16 protein-coding genes are annotated in these 15,027 nt (G+C 34.0%); 4 read left to right on the top strand and 12 right to left on the bottom strand.

Going from position 1 to position 15,027, the window contains the following annotated elements; genetic code table 11:
- Window positions 1–56 precede the first annotated feature (56 nt).
- A complete protein-coding gene (locus OQ268_RS11085; RefSeq protein WP_265856198.1) occupies window positions 57–284 on the top strand; it encodes a hypothetical protein in 228 nt (75 codons plus the stop codon).
- Between the two features lie 188 nt (window positions 285–472).
- On the opposite strand, the gene OQ268_RS11080 is transcribed toward OQ268_RS11085, so the two are convergent.
- Window positions 473–1,573, bottom strand: coding sequence for a Fic family protein (locus tag OQ268_RS11080; RefSeq protein ID WP_265856197.1), 1,101 nt, complete (start codon window positions 1,571–1,573; stop codon window positions 473–475).
- 151 nt (window positions 1,574–1,724) lie between these two features.
- Here OQ268_RS11080 and OQ268_RS11075 point away from each other — a divergent pair, with 151 nt between their 5' ends.
- Entirely contained in the window at window positions 1,725–1,952 is a 228-nt protein-coding gene (locus tag OQ268_RS11075; RefSeq protein ID WP_265856196.1) for a hypothetical protein, read from the top strand.
- 271 nt (window positions 1,953–2,223) lie between these two features.
- On the opposite strand, the gene OQ268_RS11070 is transcribed toward OQ268_RS11075, so the two are convergent.
- The 10 genes from OQ268_RS11070 to OQ268_RS11025 all read right to left on the bottom strand — a co-directional run bounded on the left by OQ268_RS11070 (window position 2,224) and on the right by OQ268_RS11025 (window position 10,720).
- Entirely contained in the window at window positions 2,224–2,517 is a 294-nt protein-coding gene (locus OQ268_RS11070) for a putative quinol monooxygenase (RefSeq protein ID WP_265856195.1), read from the bottom strand.
- Window positions 2,518–3,057: 540 nt separating this feature from the next.
- A complete protein-coding gene (locus OQ268_RS11065) occupies window positions 3,058–4,008 on the bottom strand; it encodes a hypothetical protein (protein WP_265856194.1) in 951 nt (316 codons plus the stop codon).
- A gap of 68 nt (window positions 4,009–4,076) precedes the next feature.
- Window positions 4,077–4,838 (bottom strand): NARF domain-containing protein, encoded by a 762-nt coding sequence (locus OQ268_RS11060; RefSeq protein WP_265856193.1) that lies wholly within the window; start codon window positions 4,836–4,838, stop codon window positions 4,077–4,079.
- Window positions 4,828–5,292: a Mov34/MPN/PAD-1 family protein gene (locus OQ268_RS11055; protein WP_265856192.1), complete on the bottom strand. Its 465-nt coding sequence runs from the start codon at window positions 5,290–5,292 to the stop codon at window positions 4,828–4,830. Before OQ268_RS11055 ends, OQ268_RS11060 begins: the two co-directional genes overlap by 11 nt.
- Complete coding sequence (locus tag OQ268_RS11050; RefSeq protein ID WP_265856191.1) at window positions 5,289–6,959, bottom strand: ThiF family adenylyltransferase; 1,671 nt, start codon at window positions 6,957–6,959, stop codon at window positions 5,289–5,291. The genes OQ268_RS11055 and OQ268_RS11050 overlap by 4 nt, the downstream gene beginning before the upstream one ends.
- A 3-nt stretch (window positions 6,960–6,962) precedes the next feature.
- Complete coding sequence (locus OQ268_RS11045; RefSeq protein ID WP_265856189.1) at window positions 6,963–7,937, bottom strand: nucleotidyltransferase family protein; 975 nt, start codon at window positions 7,935–7,937, stop codon at window positions 6,963–6,965.
- A 4-nt stretch (window positions 7,938–7,941) separates the two neighbouring features.
- Entirely contained in the window at window positions 7,942–8,259 is a 318-nt protein-coding gene (locus OQ268_RS11040) for a DUF3892 domain-containing protein (RefSeq protein ID WP_265856188.1), read from the bottom strand.
- 303 nt (window positions 8,260–8,562) lie between these two features.
- Window positions 8,563–8,958, bottom strand: coding sequence for a hypothetical protein (locus OQ268_RS11035; RefSeq protein ID WP_265856187.1), 396 nt, complete (start codon window positions 8,956–8,958; stop codon window positions 8,563–8,565).
- Window positions 8,959–9,396: 438 nt separating this feature from the next.
- A complete protein-coding gene (locus OQ268_RS11030; protein ID WP_265856186.1) occupies window positions 9,397–10,407 on the bottom strand; it encodes an FRG domain-containing protein in 1,011 nt (336 codons plus the stop codon).
- 70 nt (window positions 10,408–10,477) lie between these two features.
- Window positions 10,478–10,720, bottom strand: a complete 243-nt coding sequence (locus OQ268_RS11025) for a hypothetical protein (RefSeq protein ID WP_265856185.1) — start codon at window positions 10,718–10,720, stop codon at window positions 10,478–10,480.
- Between the two features lie 239 nt (window positions 10,721–10,959).
- Here OQ268_RS11025 and OQ268_RS11020 point away from each other — a divergent pair, with 239 nt between their 5' ends.
- Together OQ268_RS11020 and OQ268_RS11015 are read left to right on the top strand one after the other, a co-directional pair.
- Complete coding sequence (locus OQ268_RS11020) at window positions 10,960–11,706, top strand: hypothetical protein (RefSeq protein WP_265856183.1); 747 nt, start codon at window positions 10,960–10,962, stop codon at window positions 11,704–11,706.
- Between the two features lie 688 nt (window positions 11,707–12,394).
- Window positions 12,395–12,985: an SH3 domain-containing protein gene (locus OQ268_RS11015; protein WP_265856182.1), complete on the top strand. Its 591-nt coding sequence runs from the start codon at window positions 12,395–12,397 to the stop codon at window positions 12,983–12,985.
- A gap of 577 nt (window positions 12,986–13,562) precedes the next feature.
- Here OQ268_RS11015 and mnmE read toward each other — a convergent pair.
- Window positions 13,563–14,921 (bottom strand): tRNA uridine-5-carboxymethylaminomethyl(34) synthesis GTPase MnmE, encoded by a 1,359-nt coding sequence (gene mnmE, locus OQ268_RS11010; RefSeq protein ID WP_265856181.1) that lies wholly within the window; start codon window positions 14,919–14,921, stop codon window positions 13,563–13,565.
- Window positions 14,922–15,027: the final 106 nt, after the last annotated feature.

Below are 15,027 nucleotides of genomic sequence, written 5' to 3'. Positions count from 1 at the left end.
GTTGAGATCTATTTATTTTAAAAACTTTATCCATTGATCACAAACATCCAACCCTCATGGCCAGATCATTACGAAAAACTAAAATCTTTCCGATTACCACAGCAGCATCAGAGAAACTGGATAAAAGAAGATGGAATAAAACCTTTAGGAAAGTCTCCAAAAGCTTAATAGGTGAAGAAAAAGAAGTACCTGATAAAATCCAAAGTGTTTCTAGTGTGTGGGATGGCGCAAAAGATGGCAAACGATACCGCAAAAATGCAACCGTGAGGGAGATGAGGAAGTAGCCTGAAAGACGAAAACTTCTTGATTTGATTGGTTAAGCTTTCTTAATTCAGTTTATAATATCAGGTATTAAAAAATCAGCATTAAATCCTCATCAATGTTATAGATTAACGCATTCTTTCTGATCAATAGATAGTTATACCAATAAAGACATAAATTTGATGCAAATTTTTAATATAAACTGATTGAACTAATGCACAAGCAGATAGTTTGTACTCCGTCCTCCAGCCAAATCTTTCACTAATATACCCTTATTTACAAGATCTTGAATATCTCTTGTAGCCGTATCTTGAGAACATTTGGTAATTTTTGCCCATTTCGACGAGGTTAATTTTCCCTCAAAACCATCTAAAAATTTACTAAGCATTAATTTTTGCCTTTGATTAAATGTATCCGCTTCTACTTTTCCTAAAATCTTCGACTTTAGTATTACTGAATTTAGTGTGATAGCAGTTGCATCAATTGCGCTATTTAAGCAGCTAAGAAACCAGCTCAACCAAAGTGTAATATCTAAATTACCTGATTGGGTTTTCTCTAGTATATCATAATATTTTTTTCGTTCTAACCTAATCTGAGCGGACATGCTATAAAATCTTCTCGCTGTCTGATCTGCCCTAGCAAGTTGCATATCGGCTATTGCCCTAGATATCCTTCCATTTCCATCATCAAAAGGGTGAATTGTTAAAAACCAAAGGTGTGAAATGCCGGCTTTAATAATTGGATCTAAATTCATTTCATTATTAAACCAATCTATAAATTGCTGCATTTCATTTGCTAACAATACCGAATCAGGCGCTTGATAATGGACTTTTTCTTTCCCCATAGCGCCAGAAACAACTTGCATTGGGTCATTCTTTTCATTTTCTCTCCACCTACCAACTACAATTTTAATCATGCCACTTCTACCTCCTGGAAACAAGCATGCATGCCAACCAAACAATCTATCAGCTGTTAGTTCCGCATCATAGTTTTGTGTAGCATCAAGCATCATCTCTACAATACCATCAACATCTCTATCAGATTGTACTAAGCCACCTATCTCAATCCCCAACCTTCTAGCAATAGAAGATCTCACTTGGCCATTATCTAGCTTTTCCCCTTCAATCTCACTTGTTTTGATTACATCGTTGGTTAATGTTTGCAATAACGCTTCATTTTGAAGATCGAAACCTAACTTTTCCATTTGACCCAACAGCTTACCTTGTTTAAGGTGTACTTCGCTAAGCAAAACTGCTAAAGTTGAAGCATCCCATATAAAGTTAGGCCACTGTTTAAGTTGATGTATGTACATAAATCAAACTTAAGCTATTCTCCGCAAAAATCAAATTATTCTCCGCAAAATATGCGGAGAATAGAAAATTAATCTCCGCATTAATTCGAATAAACTTTATTACTATTCATTTGAACAATATTACTTCGTTGCTCACAAACATCCAACACTCATGACCAGATCATTACGAAAAACTAAAATCTTTCAGATTACCACAGCAGCATCAGAGAAACTGGATAAAAGAAGATGGAATAAAACTTTTAGGAAAGTATCCAAAAGCTTATTAGGTGAAGGAAAAGAAGCACCTTATAAAATCCAAGGTGTTTCTGGTGTGTGGGATGGCGCAAAAGATGGTAAACGCTACCGTAAAAATACGACAATGAGGGATATGAGGAAGTAGATTTTTCTGATTTAATCAATAAGCTAAAACACAAGAACATTTAAATAGCAATCTAGCGTCTACCCCTCCTGGTTTAAGTGTTCGGGCAGATCAATTAAATCTCCTCCGAAAAGCAATGTATTCATACCGAAATGCGTAAGGCAAAAACCTTTATCATAACAAAAAATCATGCTCCTTTGCGCATCGGTTTAATTGTAACTCTGCTCATCTGGCGAGCCTAAATCAGGTGTAATCCCCGGCAACAATTACCGGGGACTTTAAATTTGTAATTTTATTTCACAGCCAACAAGTCCACTTTTTCGATCACCGGCGGCACAGCCAGTAAATCATCCGCATGAGCCATTAAAGCTTTCGGGATCTCGCCACCTAAATGCGCCTCACGATCGCTTTCCTCGGCAAATGTATCAAATATACCAAAAGTAGACGGGCCAAGCTGTAATGCATACCAACGAACAGTGCCGGTTTCAGCTTCCGCTAACGACAAAGCACTCTTAAGCAACTCAGCGAGTTGCTGTTCTTTACCAGGTTTGGCCTCCAGGCGGGCCAGTAATGCTAATTTTTCCATTTTATTAATTTTTATTAGGAATATATCGACGGCAATATACCGCCGCGATAAATCCCACATGAATAGTGCCAAGAAACGATCAAATTCCGCTGTTTGTTGAGCTAATATTGTGAGAGCGCACAAATTAAATACAAAATCTACAACCTGAAGCGCTGCCGACTGAATGACGCTCGGTGAGCATCGGTAGTTCGAACAACTTTGTATACTAGGGTATTGAGACTGTTCGTGCTCTAAAATTTTTCTCGATAAAACTAGAAATCAGCATATTGTCTTAATGACCCATATAGTCAGATTTTACGACAGCTGGCATTTTAGAGCTTCCTACTTATTAAGCCAATCTGGCTATGTATTTAGTTGGCGCTAGCTTGGGTTTAAGGGCGCTTGCCTCGAGGAGTGCCCGCATGGAAAGTTGAGGTAGAAAGTGTTATTTGCCGATACAAAAAGTAACCTACGCATGATTATCAATAAGTTACAGTAAAAATTAGGAAAAACTTACTAAAAATCAGAAAAGCATAGGCAAATAAAAGCAATTAAATGAAATTAATTATAAGCCATTTTAGAAAAATTAAATACAAATTCTTCTATTTCATTTATAACATCACTAGAGTAAATACTATCAAAAATCATTTTCACTTTATCCTCTTCTTCTGATATACTTTGCATAACACGTTCATACAATATTATTTCTTCAGGGTTAGGAGACACTATATGAATTCTTTCCCCCACCCCCACTATTACAGCCACTATTCCATTTTCTATAAATTCAATATTACTAAGTGCTAAAAACACGTATGGTTCCTTTATATGTTCTTTACGCCTTTTATCTGTTTCTGTCCCTATAAGCATTCCCCAGCATAACGAATACAAATCATTATCTATCTTTAGGCAAACACCCATCCCAATACCATCAATTAAAACTCTGTCATTCCCATATTCAATTACCAATGGTATATCTGAAAATTTAGAAAACTTTGCAGATAGCTCTTCTGAATAACTATTCCATAAAAACCTTAGTTTTTCATCCATAAAGAGATAATTAATCATATTAAGTATCGCTATCATGGGTTGTCTACCTAAACTACCAATAAATCCATTTTCTTTTGGATGAGCATGGTAATTTCTTATTTGTCTAATATTATGTAATTGCGTTTCAAATCCCTTTACACCAAAACTCTTTGATAAATAACTTATCTTGTCTACTAGATTTTTTGGCATTTTGACTTCAAGAGCATTTTCTGACATAACTTGCTTTAGTTTGAGTTCAATAGCCATTTCGAAAATCCATACAATCTTTTTATATGCTTCATCATACATTTCATAGTGATAATATGAAAGTGCCATTAAATACCTTACGGTCTCATATGCAGATAAAATATCTTTTGGAACGCTAGAAACAAAAGGATTATTTAAAACATATAGATTTTCAAATTCTTCAAAATTTTCACAACCAAAAAACTTCCATCTTTCATCAGGAATTAAATATTTGTGCATCTAAATAATTTTAAAAGATTTTCAATCAAGTTGCTGTTTTATAATTGAACTTAATACACCATGGTTTCTTATTCGACAAAATCTCTAATTGAGGAAGTAAATGCAAGTGTTGTTAAAATTGAATGATACAATGTAAATTTCGAATTAGCAAAATTCATTCTCGGATGTCTATCGATTTGTTTAGAAGTATAGGCAACAAAAAATGTATCCTCATCGCTATTTTCGTCAATAATTCCACTGATTTTTTCTTGGGAAAATTCTCCATCAATATTATTTATTATAATCAAATCGTTCTCTGGTAAATCTGTTGTAGACTCGGTAAGTCTAAATATTAAATTTTTAAAACCCATATTAGCGGTGGTATTTTTAATATCTTCCTGAGCCTCTTCAGTCACACTTAGAATTAAAATTTTCTTACTCGCTTTAATCTGTCTATCGTAGGCTTGATTATTGATAAGCTTTATTATATCCTCTCTCTTCAATTCAACAATTTTCTCTATCTTTTCCTCAATTGCTTTTTTTATTTTTTTCTTAGTTCCCCAAAACATTTCATACAATCCATATAACGTAGTGGGAACACCTATAAGTAGAATTAAAGCAAAAAGATTTCTGACATTTTCATAATCCTTATCAATATCTGCTTTAAGATCTGCTTTATGTTTTTCTAATTCAATTTTTGCGTATTGATCAATGTTTGATCTATAATCTTCAATTAACTCAACCTTTTTTTCTAATGTTTTTAATCTGACACTATCTGACTGGCTAAATGTATTAGTAGATAGGAATAAAAGAATTACAAAGAATTTAGCTTTAAGTAGCTTATTTTTCATATTTATATAATGTATTTTCAAACCAAACGTAAAATCCAAAATCTACCGTTCTCTTGGAATATCCTATTATCAATAAAACAGGATTTGCAATGGAATTTTTGTTATTTATAATTGTATTTATTGCAGAAATATCTGTCAAACTTGGTATAGGGCTATTATCTGGATGAGTATGCCACTCCCCGATGTAAATCTTTTTCTGGTTCTCTGCGGAAAATTTTACAAGTTCACTTTCTATTCCTTTTGTACTTCGTGTAAAAGAATATTTTGATGCTTGATACTTCTTCGGAAGTATTGTATTTGTAATATGCAAATGCTTACTATTTTCAGAATAGTACCCAATTAAAAAGCCACCAAATTCATTTGGGTAATGGCTTCGACCTATCTTAACCAGTTCATGAAGTAAGTCATAGTCAATTTCAAGGCTTAGTCCTATATTTTCTACTATTAAATTCAAAACTCTTTCAAGTTAATGGCCAGACAATCACTATCTTCAGTTTCAATTACAAAGTTTCTTAATGTTCTGCCTTGCTCTAATCTCAGATTAATATGTTTCATAGCAAACTGTAAAAGCACGCTTATATCATTATAAGAAGCCTTAAAGGTTGGACTCCAACATCCTGTAGGGTTATGTAAATCATCAACATTAAATTTTAATAAATCTCCATTGAATTGTGCGGTAATGAAATCATACCTATTATATTCAGCACCACATACAAATTGCTTTGCATGATTAGATATCGAAAAGTTTAAGAGAGATGATTTTATATTTAGTTGGCTTAAAACGTAAAGTAAATCGTTATCAGCTGAACAATCAAATATTATATCATACTCATTTAAATTCTGTTCGAGACTAAATTTCGTTTCTGAATCAGTAAAATGAGATTTCATAAAAAAATCGAATGTTTCTGAATAATCATAGCCACCATTAACTGGTTCAAAAAATGGAGACACAGCAAATAGTTCATTTAATAAATCATTAGTTTTATTATTAATCCCTGAGACAAAAGAATACTCCGATCTACATACATTTTCCGGTTCCTTTACGTCATAATCTATAAAATCAACTCTAGTACATCCACATCTTACCAACGTCTTAGCTAAAACACTACCAATAGCACCAATGCCAATAATTAAAATTTTACTACTTGTAATTTTATTACACAATCTTCCTCTTCCAAAAAAGTACTTATATGAACAATTTCTTGTCATTGCCCAATCAATTACACTTTCTTCTTTCAACCTACTCAACCATTGTTTATTAACTTTTTCTCCGTAAACAGGAAATTTGCCGATTTCCAACATGATTACTTGCCAATGAATTTCAGTAGCAGAAATATCGTAACCTATAAATAACGGCAAGTGTTTCCCTATGTCTTTAGGAACTCTTTTTTCAATTGAATAGAGAAATTTCAAAAAATCGTCTGATAGAAATGGTTCAAAATCTTTCCATCTGCTAAAAACCCAACGTTGATTTTTTGATGGAGCTTCTTTTAAAAAAATAAACAATCCGATGCTAGTAGTTAGAGATTTAAGTTGAAGGTTCCACTTCACATCAATAAGCTCTTTTCTATTTTTGTCGTAAAATTTTTGAATGATATTACTATTAATATTTTTAGTGTAAAAGCTCCCATGACTAATTGTTGAATAATCTGTATATCCATATTGTCCTTTGGAAAAATGGTAATCAACTTCATTAAAAAAATAGGCAAAACAACTATCCTTAAAGGTTTTTTGGGGGATAATTAAGTGTTCGTAGTGAATATCATTATCTTTGTTAAGATAGTACTTTTTTATCCAAGATTTAACTGACTCAATATCATACTTTAATTTCTGTGACAGTATAGGGGTATGTGCAGTATGAATGCATATTGATCCATCACCCATCACATGCTTGTACTCCAATAACTTCTCATTAGAAAATTTTATAGTTTCTGTATCGTGGCTTCTAAATGGATATTGCGGAAAGATAGAAACATCAAACTCCAAGGGGCATTCAAGACCCTCAATGAAAATGGAAATACACCCTTCTATATTTAACTTACTTACTTCAAATTTTTTAATAAGCTTAACATTTGGGATGCATTCCATTGCTGTATTAATATCAGCTATTTTGTTATTCATTACTTATCCAAAATTTAATTTTGGTGGCGGAATAGGAATAATGATATTAGCTCCATACCCATTTTTACTAGAATCGTCTTTTTTAAATTTTGAGTTTTCTGGAAAATAAGTTTTCAAATTTTCTTCATTTTCTTCAATTCTATCTAGCATATTCTTCATATCATTTGATAATTGCTGTTTCTCTGCAGAAGTTAACGTATCGGCCAAATCATTTGAACTATTCCCAGGATCTTTCAAAGAAAATCCATCGTTGCATACATTGTCCCTAATAAATTTTAAAACTACCTCTAATTTATCCCACAAACTGCCACTTACGCCTCCATTATCAAAAGCTTTAATAGTAATTAGTTCTAAGAAAAACGATTTTGTTGGGTAATCAAATTTTGTTAGCTTCCATACCTTTAATAACCTAATGATTTTTCTAATTGAATTAAGTTCATGCGTTGCTCTATCTTTTACATTAGATATCTGTGCTTGAACATTAGTTTTAATTCTTTCACTACCAGCTTCTATATTGCCATACTTATAATAGACATAAAGATTTAGGTTTTCATCCTCGACATATTGTTCTTGATTTAGTTCTCTGCCGGGTACAACATCAATTTTAACAACATAACCATCTTCATCAGCATAAAATTCTATCCCAATAGATACTTTTTGCTTTTTAACTTCTGCTACGTCGTTGTATTTCTCATACAAAAAATCGAATACATCCTCATACATCTGTTTTAGTGTGCCGTTAGAGCCAAAAGCGTTTCTTTTAAATGGAGAAACTAAGTCAAAATCAAATTTGGTATTAATCGCAGTATTTTTAGCAAATGAACCAGAATTAAATGAATTATAAATATTATTACTATAATGTTCTATTAATGCATTTTTAATTTCTTTATTCTTATCCTTAAACTTATTGAGAAGTACTTCTTCTTTAGTAATTTGATGAGTAGTAATTACCGATTCTAAATATTCACTTTTATTCATGGTGTTAAACGTTAAATGGGGTCATACTAATTAAATTATCTAAATTATCTTTGGAAGTACTATCTGCGTTTGATCGAAGATATTTTATAGAATTTCGTGATATTACCTCAACTTTCGCTCCTAATTTCCAAGTTGGATATCCCCATGTGATTGTATAAAAAATGTAACCTTTTTCTATAAGAGCTATAACATCATATTTGCTTTTTTTTACGCCAATATCAAAGCTATCACCTTCATTGACATTATGAATATATAGGTTAGTAATGTTTCCAGCCGTATCTTTCCATACGCCAGTAATAAAATAATGTGCTGTCTTTGCCATATAATATATTTTTTATTAAATAAAATAACTGAGTCTTGATTTTTTCAAGACCATAGAAATAAAATCCCCATACAATTAAACGGTTAGGGAAAGCTTTTGCCGGAATGTTCTAGGATTTTTTTTATTTATTATTTTTATAGAATAAAAAATAATATACTTTTGCAATCGTTATTAAACAAAGTGGGCTTGCCACGAGTAAAATTACTCGTGCCTAGTACATACAACTTGCATCCCCATTAAATGAATGCTTCCGAAGCTGGAACCTTCGAGAAGCATTTTTTTTTTACAGACTGGACTCTCTATCTAAGATTTTAAATCACTTTTCTTTCTTTTTAACCTCCTCATTTTTAGTACATACATTTCTTTATTTTCGTAATAATCTTTCTTTATATCAAAAATCACAGTAAAGTTTTTAAAATCAATACCGAGATCGTCAAACAAATTGCCAACATTTAAATAATAATATTCACCTGATTTGGCAACTTTAGCACTCGACTTATATTCACCATCATCAATGAGATAAATATTCTTTAGCTCTTCTCCTTCCTCACCTGTCACTGCAACTCGAAAGTTGTTCTTATTTGCTAAATCCATAAAATTAATAGCGTCTATATTAAACCCTAATCTTCCACTTGCATGAACTGTTGCTTTAGGCTTGATTGGATCTGTATCTATTTCTATAAATTTTAGATTTATCATCGTATACAAACTATTTACACAAATATAAAAAACGAAATCTTTAAGCGATAGAAATAATTATTAACAAATACCCGCTTTTAAACATTTTGAGTCAAAGTTATTAACACCAATGAGGGGTTATCAACATGATATATGCAAATAATAAATATACAGAAGAAATGAATTCCTTAAAAAAGCTGCCTGTTATGTGAATAGGCTATCTTTTGAGTGAATTCATGTTTGATAATTCGATCGTTAACAAAAAGCCGAAATCCGTAGTATTAAGACCACAAATTATATAAAATTGAATTTTATGACATTCAATTAACTTTTGGATTGGATTTAATATGTCATATTGTGAATTAATGGATAAGCAACTAGTTAATTAATCAATGGTTATCCATTTTATTTGATAGGGATTAGGACATAAATCTCTTGAAATAACTACAAATATCTACACTATTTCATTAATTCATCAAGAACAAAGTTCCTTACAAATTTAGCATAGTCATCTAGTTCTGGATAGATGTATTGCTTCTCAATGTTTGAAATTTTAATCTTTCTTCTCACATAGTCAGAAATATCCTTATGGATATTAACACATAGCATTTGCTTTAAATTCATATTAGAATCTTCTAAAGACATATTAAAGCAATCCTCTAATGGTATACTTGGAGATGCATTGAAAACAAAAAGTCCTTCTTGAGGAATTATTCTTTGATTAAATAATATTGTCAAAGGACGTTGATCTTGGAATCCTCTAAAATTTCTTCTCGAGTATTGATTTTCGAAATCTGTAACATAGAAAATAGAATTTTGATTAAACTGGAAATCATAAAAAGATTCTAGTGTTGGAAACCCTCCTCCATTAAACTGAAAAAGATTTAAAAACTCACTCTTGGCTTGTATTTCTCTATCTATTATATTGATCGAGAAATAATGATCTAAATCGTTCGAGCTTGTACTAGGTTGACAAAATTCAACAGCAAAATATAAGGCAACATCCAAATTGTATGTAAAATCAATTAAAGGTGTAGGTGCTTTATAATGTTGTAATATACTAAGTGTTGGAAAATCAGTTTGCCTGTAATGCAACTTGTAATAATTGAATACTTTCGCCAGCAATGGTAATCCACTTGCTTTTTTTACAAGATCATTAACAAACTCTAAATATGTTTTTTTTGCCCATTGAGACATGTTGTTAACAGTCCATTCTCTTTGTGCAGAAGAAAAGATTTTATACTTAGCCTCACCGATACCTCTAAAAATAAATGGATAATGATTGTAAATAGTATCATCAAATTCTGTGTTGGAATTCTTATTAACCAATTTTGAAGCATTTTTTTGTTTACTGGAGATTTCCGAATACCAATTATCAAACTCTTTTACAGTATTGATAATAAAATGTGGAGATGATTTAAATACTCGCTCTTTCTCTTGAAAGGTAGAGTATATTGGAAGTTGAGACATTTAAAGAGAGTTAACTTTATTTTTCTAAACTAGCAAAAAAATCCAATTAAAACAAGAATCGCATCTACTTCTATAATTTATAAAGAGTGACTTCTAAATGGTCAATTAGTGCAACTATCATCTTAATTCTGTTATCTTCTAAACTTTCGAACAACTCCCTAGTAAAGAAAAAATGCTCCCCCACATCAATAGTATCAGACCATTCTTTTAATTCCCCAGTGATTGCCAAATCAAAAACCTTTTGGATAAGCTTGTGTTTTGTCTCATTTAAAATCTCAACCGTTTCAAAAATATTGGTTTGGTAATCATTCATATATTAAAGAGTGGGACTATCATATTTTCCATCCTATAAATAAGAATAAGTTTTCTATTCTATTGTAATAACCGAAGAGGTTAAATTCCTTCGACATAAAATATTGCATGACTTGAAGTTATGACGTATTTTGATTAGCTAAGAATCACCAAAAAATTCCCCTCACCCCTATAAGTTGTATCTGTTAAATCCTTATCTTGTTGGTAATTAAACAGTATTAACCATTTAAATTAAATTTTATGCCAACAGTTTATGAAACCGGCCATGCAAAGAATTTGGCCAACTTTGAAACGCTCATTACCTATGTTAAAGGCTATGGGGCAAACTACAATCCCAGTAATGTAGCCATTCAGCTGGTCAGCTTACAGAACCAGGCCAATGAAGCGAGGACAGCCCTAGACCAGGTAAACAATTTACAAGCCGCTTACAGCAATGCAGTAGCCGATCGGACGGTAGCCTTTGATCCCTTAAAAAAATTAAGTACCCGCTTGGTGAATGCGCTAAAAGCCACCGGCGCCACAAAGGCCATTATTGAAAGTGCCGAAACCAACAACCGTAAATTACAGGGCAGCAGGGCATCGGCTAAGCTTTCAGAAGAAGAAAAACAAAGTTTACTGGCAGCTGGAAAAACGGTGAACCAGATTTCAACATCACAAATGAGTTTTGATAGTAAGCTCGACAGTTTCGATAAGCAAATTAAATTGCTTCAAAGCATCCCAGCTTATTCCCCTAATGAAACGGAATTGCAAATTTCCACGCTAATTGGTTTATATGACGAATTGCTCAAAAAAAACAGGGCGGTAACCGAAGCAGAATCGGCCATTAGTACTGGGAGAATTGCCCGTGATAAAATATTTTATAACAATGAAACGGGCATGGGCGCCATAGCTACCGATGTTAAAAATTATGTCAAATCGGTATATGGCGCAGGCGCTGCAGCGTTTAAGCAAATTTCTGGCTTACAGTTTAGAACCATAAAACGATAGCCATGAAAAAAATCATCCCTAACCTATCCCTCATATAAAGCAGCAGTCGATTAAAAATTCACTGCTGCTTTTGTTTATAGCCCCTACCAGTTTCTTGGTCACTGGAAAGAATCCTAAGCGAATCAATTGCAACTTGCAAATTCCTAAAACCATGAACGTAATAGCCCGCTATCCTTTCTCACTGGCTCTCTTTAATAAGTTAAACACCACAAGAAACGACCTTTGCTAAGAATATTAAACGCCTAATTGAGCATTTCCCGAACTGAACTAAGAAAATTTGCAAGATACATTTAAACTGCACATGCCACGTCCAATTACATGCTATGGTTTGCTATCGAAGTTTGAATTTGCTTCATTAACACTAAATTTCTATTTAAAGATCTTCCGCATAATGCTATCTACATTGTTTTCATTGCTCTTTTGGAATTACCTGCTATTTCAGCAATCAAAGGACTATTTGTTTTTGATAGTCTTGCATCTTAAATCCACGTATTATGCTTTAATGTGCTCAAAGTTCTATAAATAAAAAGTGTCAATTTTTAACTAGATTTATAACCAAACTTAACCGCTTAAGCCATGTGTAGGATGCTGTGTTTTTTTTTTGCCTTAGAATATATCAATACTTTGTTGTTATTCAAGAAATCAGTTCTATGCTATTCTTTTATTTGAACCAACTGAATACCACCATATGAGAAAATTTTTAATGCTAATTCTATTTGTTCCTTTTGTTTCAACTGCCCAAGTTATTAAAACATATGTCATAGGAACTACAATTAAAGAAAGTCGATATAAATTATTTACGGATGCTGCTTACATTGGAACTTTTAAGTCTGGTGAAAAAATATGGATTACCGAAATTAAAAATGAGTACTTTCGATCACGTGACAAAAATGGAACAACTGTCTATACCTTACAGAGCAACTTAAATAATCCTGACAGCCTTAAAGTTGCTTTTGCGAAAGACTTAAATTTCATGGATAGTTTACAAAATGAAATTAAAAGAAAAACGAGAGAGGAAGAAGTATTACAAGAACAAAAAATTAATGAGTACGTTAAAAAGTATGGTTCAAACATTGATAAATATTGTCTTATGAGAGGCGAAATAATGATAGGAATGAGTAAATTAGTATTCGGATGGGTTAAAAAGGAAAAACCTGTTACAATTAATATAACAAAAACTAAATACGGATCCTCAGAGCAATATGTTTTTCCTGAATACAAATACTATTATTTCACGAATGATAAGTTGACAGCAATACAAGATCAAAAAAATTATTAAAAATCATCCCTAACCTATCCCTCATATAAAGCAGCAGTCGATCGAAAATTCACTGCTGCTTTTGTTTACAGCCCCTACCAGTTTCTTGGTCACTGGAAAGAACGCCGAACCAGCCTACTGCAACCATCAACTTGCCTACTGCAACCATCAACTAGCTTACTGCAACCATCAACTAGCTTACTGCAACCATCAACTAGCCTACTGCAACCATCAACTAGCCTACTGCAACCATCAACTAGCCTACTGCAACCATCAACTTGCCTACTGCAACCATCAACTTGCCTACTGCAACCATCAACTAGCCTACTGCAACCATCAACTAGCCTACTGCAACCATCAACTAGCGTACTGCAACCATCAACTAGCCTACTGCAACCATCAACTAGCCTACTGCAACCATCAACTAGCCTACTGCAACCATCAACTAGCTTACTGCAACCATCAACTAGCCTACTGCAACCGTCAACTAGCCTACTGCAACCATCAACTAGCCTACTGCAACCATCAACTAGCCTACTGCTTATGCGATAGCTTTTTGTAAAAGTTTTAGTTTAAAAGCTGATTTTGCCAATGAACGTTACTTCCCAATACAAAACTTCGTAAAAATATTCTCCAACAAATCATCGGTTGTTACCGTACCCGTAATCTCGCCGAGGTAATGGAGCGCCTGTTTAATATCCATAGAAAGGAAATCTGAAGTAACAGGATGATCTACCTGGTCGAGCACCCGTTGCAAGGCATTTTCAGTTTGCTTTAAAGCTTCCACATGCCTGATGTTGGTCACCACAGTTTCACCCGTATTGATGTGATGCAGGTTAACCTGCTCCAGCAGCGTAGTTTTCAACTCATCAATCCCTACCTTGTCTTTCGCAGAGATAAAAACTACATCCAGCGCTTCCAAAGCCTTACGATGGCCAGGTTCAAGCAGTTCTTGCTTGTTCACTAGAGTGAGATAAGGAATGTCCAACTGCGCCAGGCCCCTCACCTGTTCCTCTATTTCGGCAATGCCTTGTGCCGCATCGGCCATGTATATAATCAATTTGGCCTGCTTCATTTTTTCAAGGGTACGCTCCACACCAAGCGCCTCAATAATATCGGCCGTATCCCTGATGCCTGCTGTATCGATAAAACGGAACACTACCCCGCCAATGGTAAGCTCGTCTTCGATGGTATCACGGGTGGTTCCGGCAATATCAGAAACTATAGCCCTTTCCTCATTCAATAAGGCATTCAGTAAGGTCGATTTACCTACATTGGGCTTGCCGGCAATCACCACCGGAACCCCATTCTTAATTACATTACCCAATTCAAAAGAAGAAATCAGCCGACCAATAACCCGGTTAATCCTTCGCACCAAAATGGTAAGCTGATCACGATTGGCAAATTCTACATCTTCTTCAGCAAAATCAAGCTCGAGCTCTATCATGGCGGCAAAATGAATCAGCTGTTCGCGGAGGTCTTTCAGCTCGTTGGCAAAACCACCACGCATCTGCTGCAAGGCCACATCATGCGAAGCTTTTGAGTTAGAAGCAATCAAATCGGCCACAGCCTCGGCCTGACTTAAATCAAAAGCACCGTTTAAAAATGCCCTTAAGGTAAATTCCCCTGGCTTTGCTGCCCTTGCTCCCTTGCGAATAAGCAAACTGATAATCTGTTGGATGATGTAATTGGAACCATGACATGAAATTTCGACTACATGCTCTTTGGTATACGATTTCGGGGCCACGAACAACCCTGCTACTACTTCATCAACCAGTTGCTCGCCATCTTTAATTAAACCGAAATGTAGGGTGTGCGAAGCTTGCTGACTTAAGTCTTTACCCGAAAAAACCTGGTTAGTGAGGGAAATGGCATCTGGCCCGGATAGGCGGATTACGCCAATGGCACCTGCACCAGAGGGTGTAGATAAGGCAATGATGGTATCGTGGTTGTTCATCCTTTGTGTGTAAAACACAAAAATAAAGCTTATCTACCGCTTTATCGTTTAAGGATGGTAATTTTTTATCGACCAGGCCTTCAGAAAATGCGCAATCTTCCCTGAT

Origin of the sequence: Pedobacter sandarakinus (assembly GCF_026240095.1) — a bacterium.
GTDB lineage: Bacteria > Bacteroidota > Bacteroidia > Sphingobacteriales > Sphingobacteriaceae > Pedobacter > Pedobacter sandarakinus.
Note: the sequence above shows the minus strand (reverse complement) of the source record. Positions and strands in the feature narration are given on the sequence as shown.

Excerpts from the sequence above, each read along its gene's own strand:
- OQ268_RS11040 (WP_265856188.1), bottom strand. The coding sequence starts at position 8,259 with ATGGCAAAGACAGCACATTATTTTATTACTGGCGTATGGAAAGATACG.
- OQ268_RS11080 (WP_265856197.1), bottom strand. The coding sequence starts at position 1,573 with ATGTACATACATCAACTTAAACAGTGGCCTAACTTTATATGGGATGCT.
- mnmE (WP_265856181.1), bottom strand. The coding sequence starts at position 14,921 with ATGAACAACCACGATACCATCATTGCCTTATCTACACCCTCTGGTGCA.
- OQ268_RS11030 (WP_265856186.1), bottom strand. The coding sequence starts at position 10,407 with ATGTCTCAACTTCCAATATACTCTACCTTTCAAGAGAAAGAGCGAGTA.
- OQ268_RS11065 (WP_265856194.1), bottom strand. The coding sequence starts at position 4,008 with ATGCACAAATATTTAATTCCTGATGAAAGATGGAAGTTTTTTGGTTGT.
- OQ268_RS11050 (WP_265856191.1), bottom strand. The coding sequence starts at position 6,959 with ATGAATAACAAAATAGCTGATATTAATACAGCAATGGAATGCATCCCA.
- OQ268_RS11020 (WP_265856183.1), top strand. The coding sequence starts at position 10,960 with ATGCCAACAGTTTATGAAACCGGCCATGCAAAGAATTTGGCCAACTTT.
- OQ268_RS11035 (WP_265856187.1), bottom strand. The coding sequence starts at position 8,958 with ATGATAAATCTAAAATTTATAGAAATAGATACAGATCCAATCAAGCCT.
- OQ268_RS11015 (WP_265856182.1), top strand. The coding sequence starts at position 12,395 with ATGAGAAAATTTTTAATGCTAATTCTATTTGTTCCTTTTGTTTCAACT.
- OQ268_RS11085 (WP_265856198.1), top strand. The coding sequence starts at position 57 with ATGGCCAGATCATTACGAAAAACTAAAATCTTTCCGATTACCACAGCA.
- OQ268_RS11070 (WP_265856195.1), bottom strand. The coding sequence starts at position 2,517 with ATGGAAAAATTAGCATTACTGGCCCGCCTGGAGGCCAAACCTGGTAAA.
- OQ268_RS11060 (WP_265856193.1), bottom strand. The coding sequence starts at position 4,838 with ATGAAAAATAAGCTACTTAAAGCTAAATTCTTTGTAATTCTTTTATTC.
- OQ268_RS11075 (WP_265856196.1), top strand. The coding sequence starts at position 1,725 with ATGACCAGATCATTACGAAAAACTAAAATCTTTCAGATTACCACAGCA.
- OQ268_RS11045 (WP_265856189.1), bottom strand. The coding sequence starts at position 7,937 with ATGAATAAAAGTGAATATTTAGAATCGGTAATTACTACTCATCAAATT.
- OQ268_RS11025 (WP_265856185.1), bottom strand. The coding sequence starts at position 10,720 with ATGAATGATTACCAAACCAATATTTTTGAAACGGTTGAGATTTTAAAT.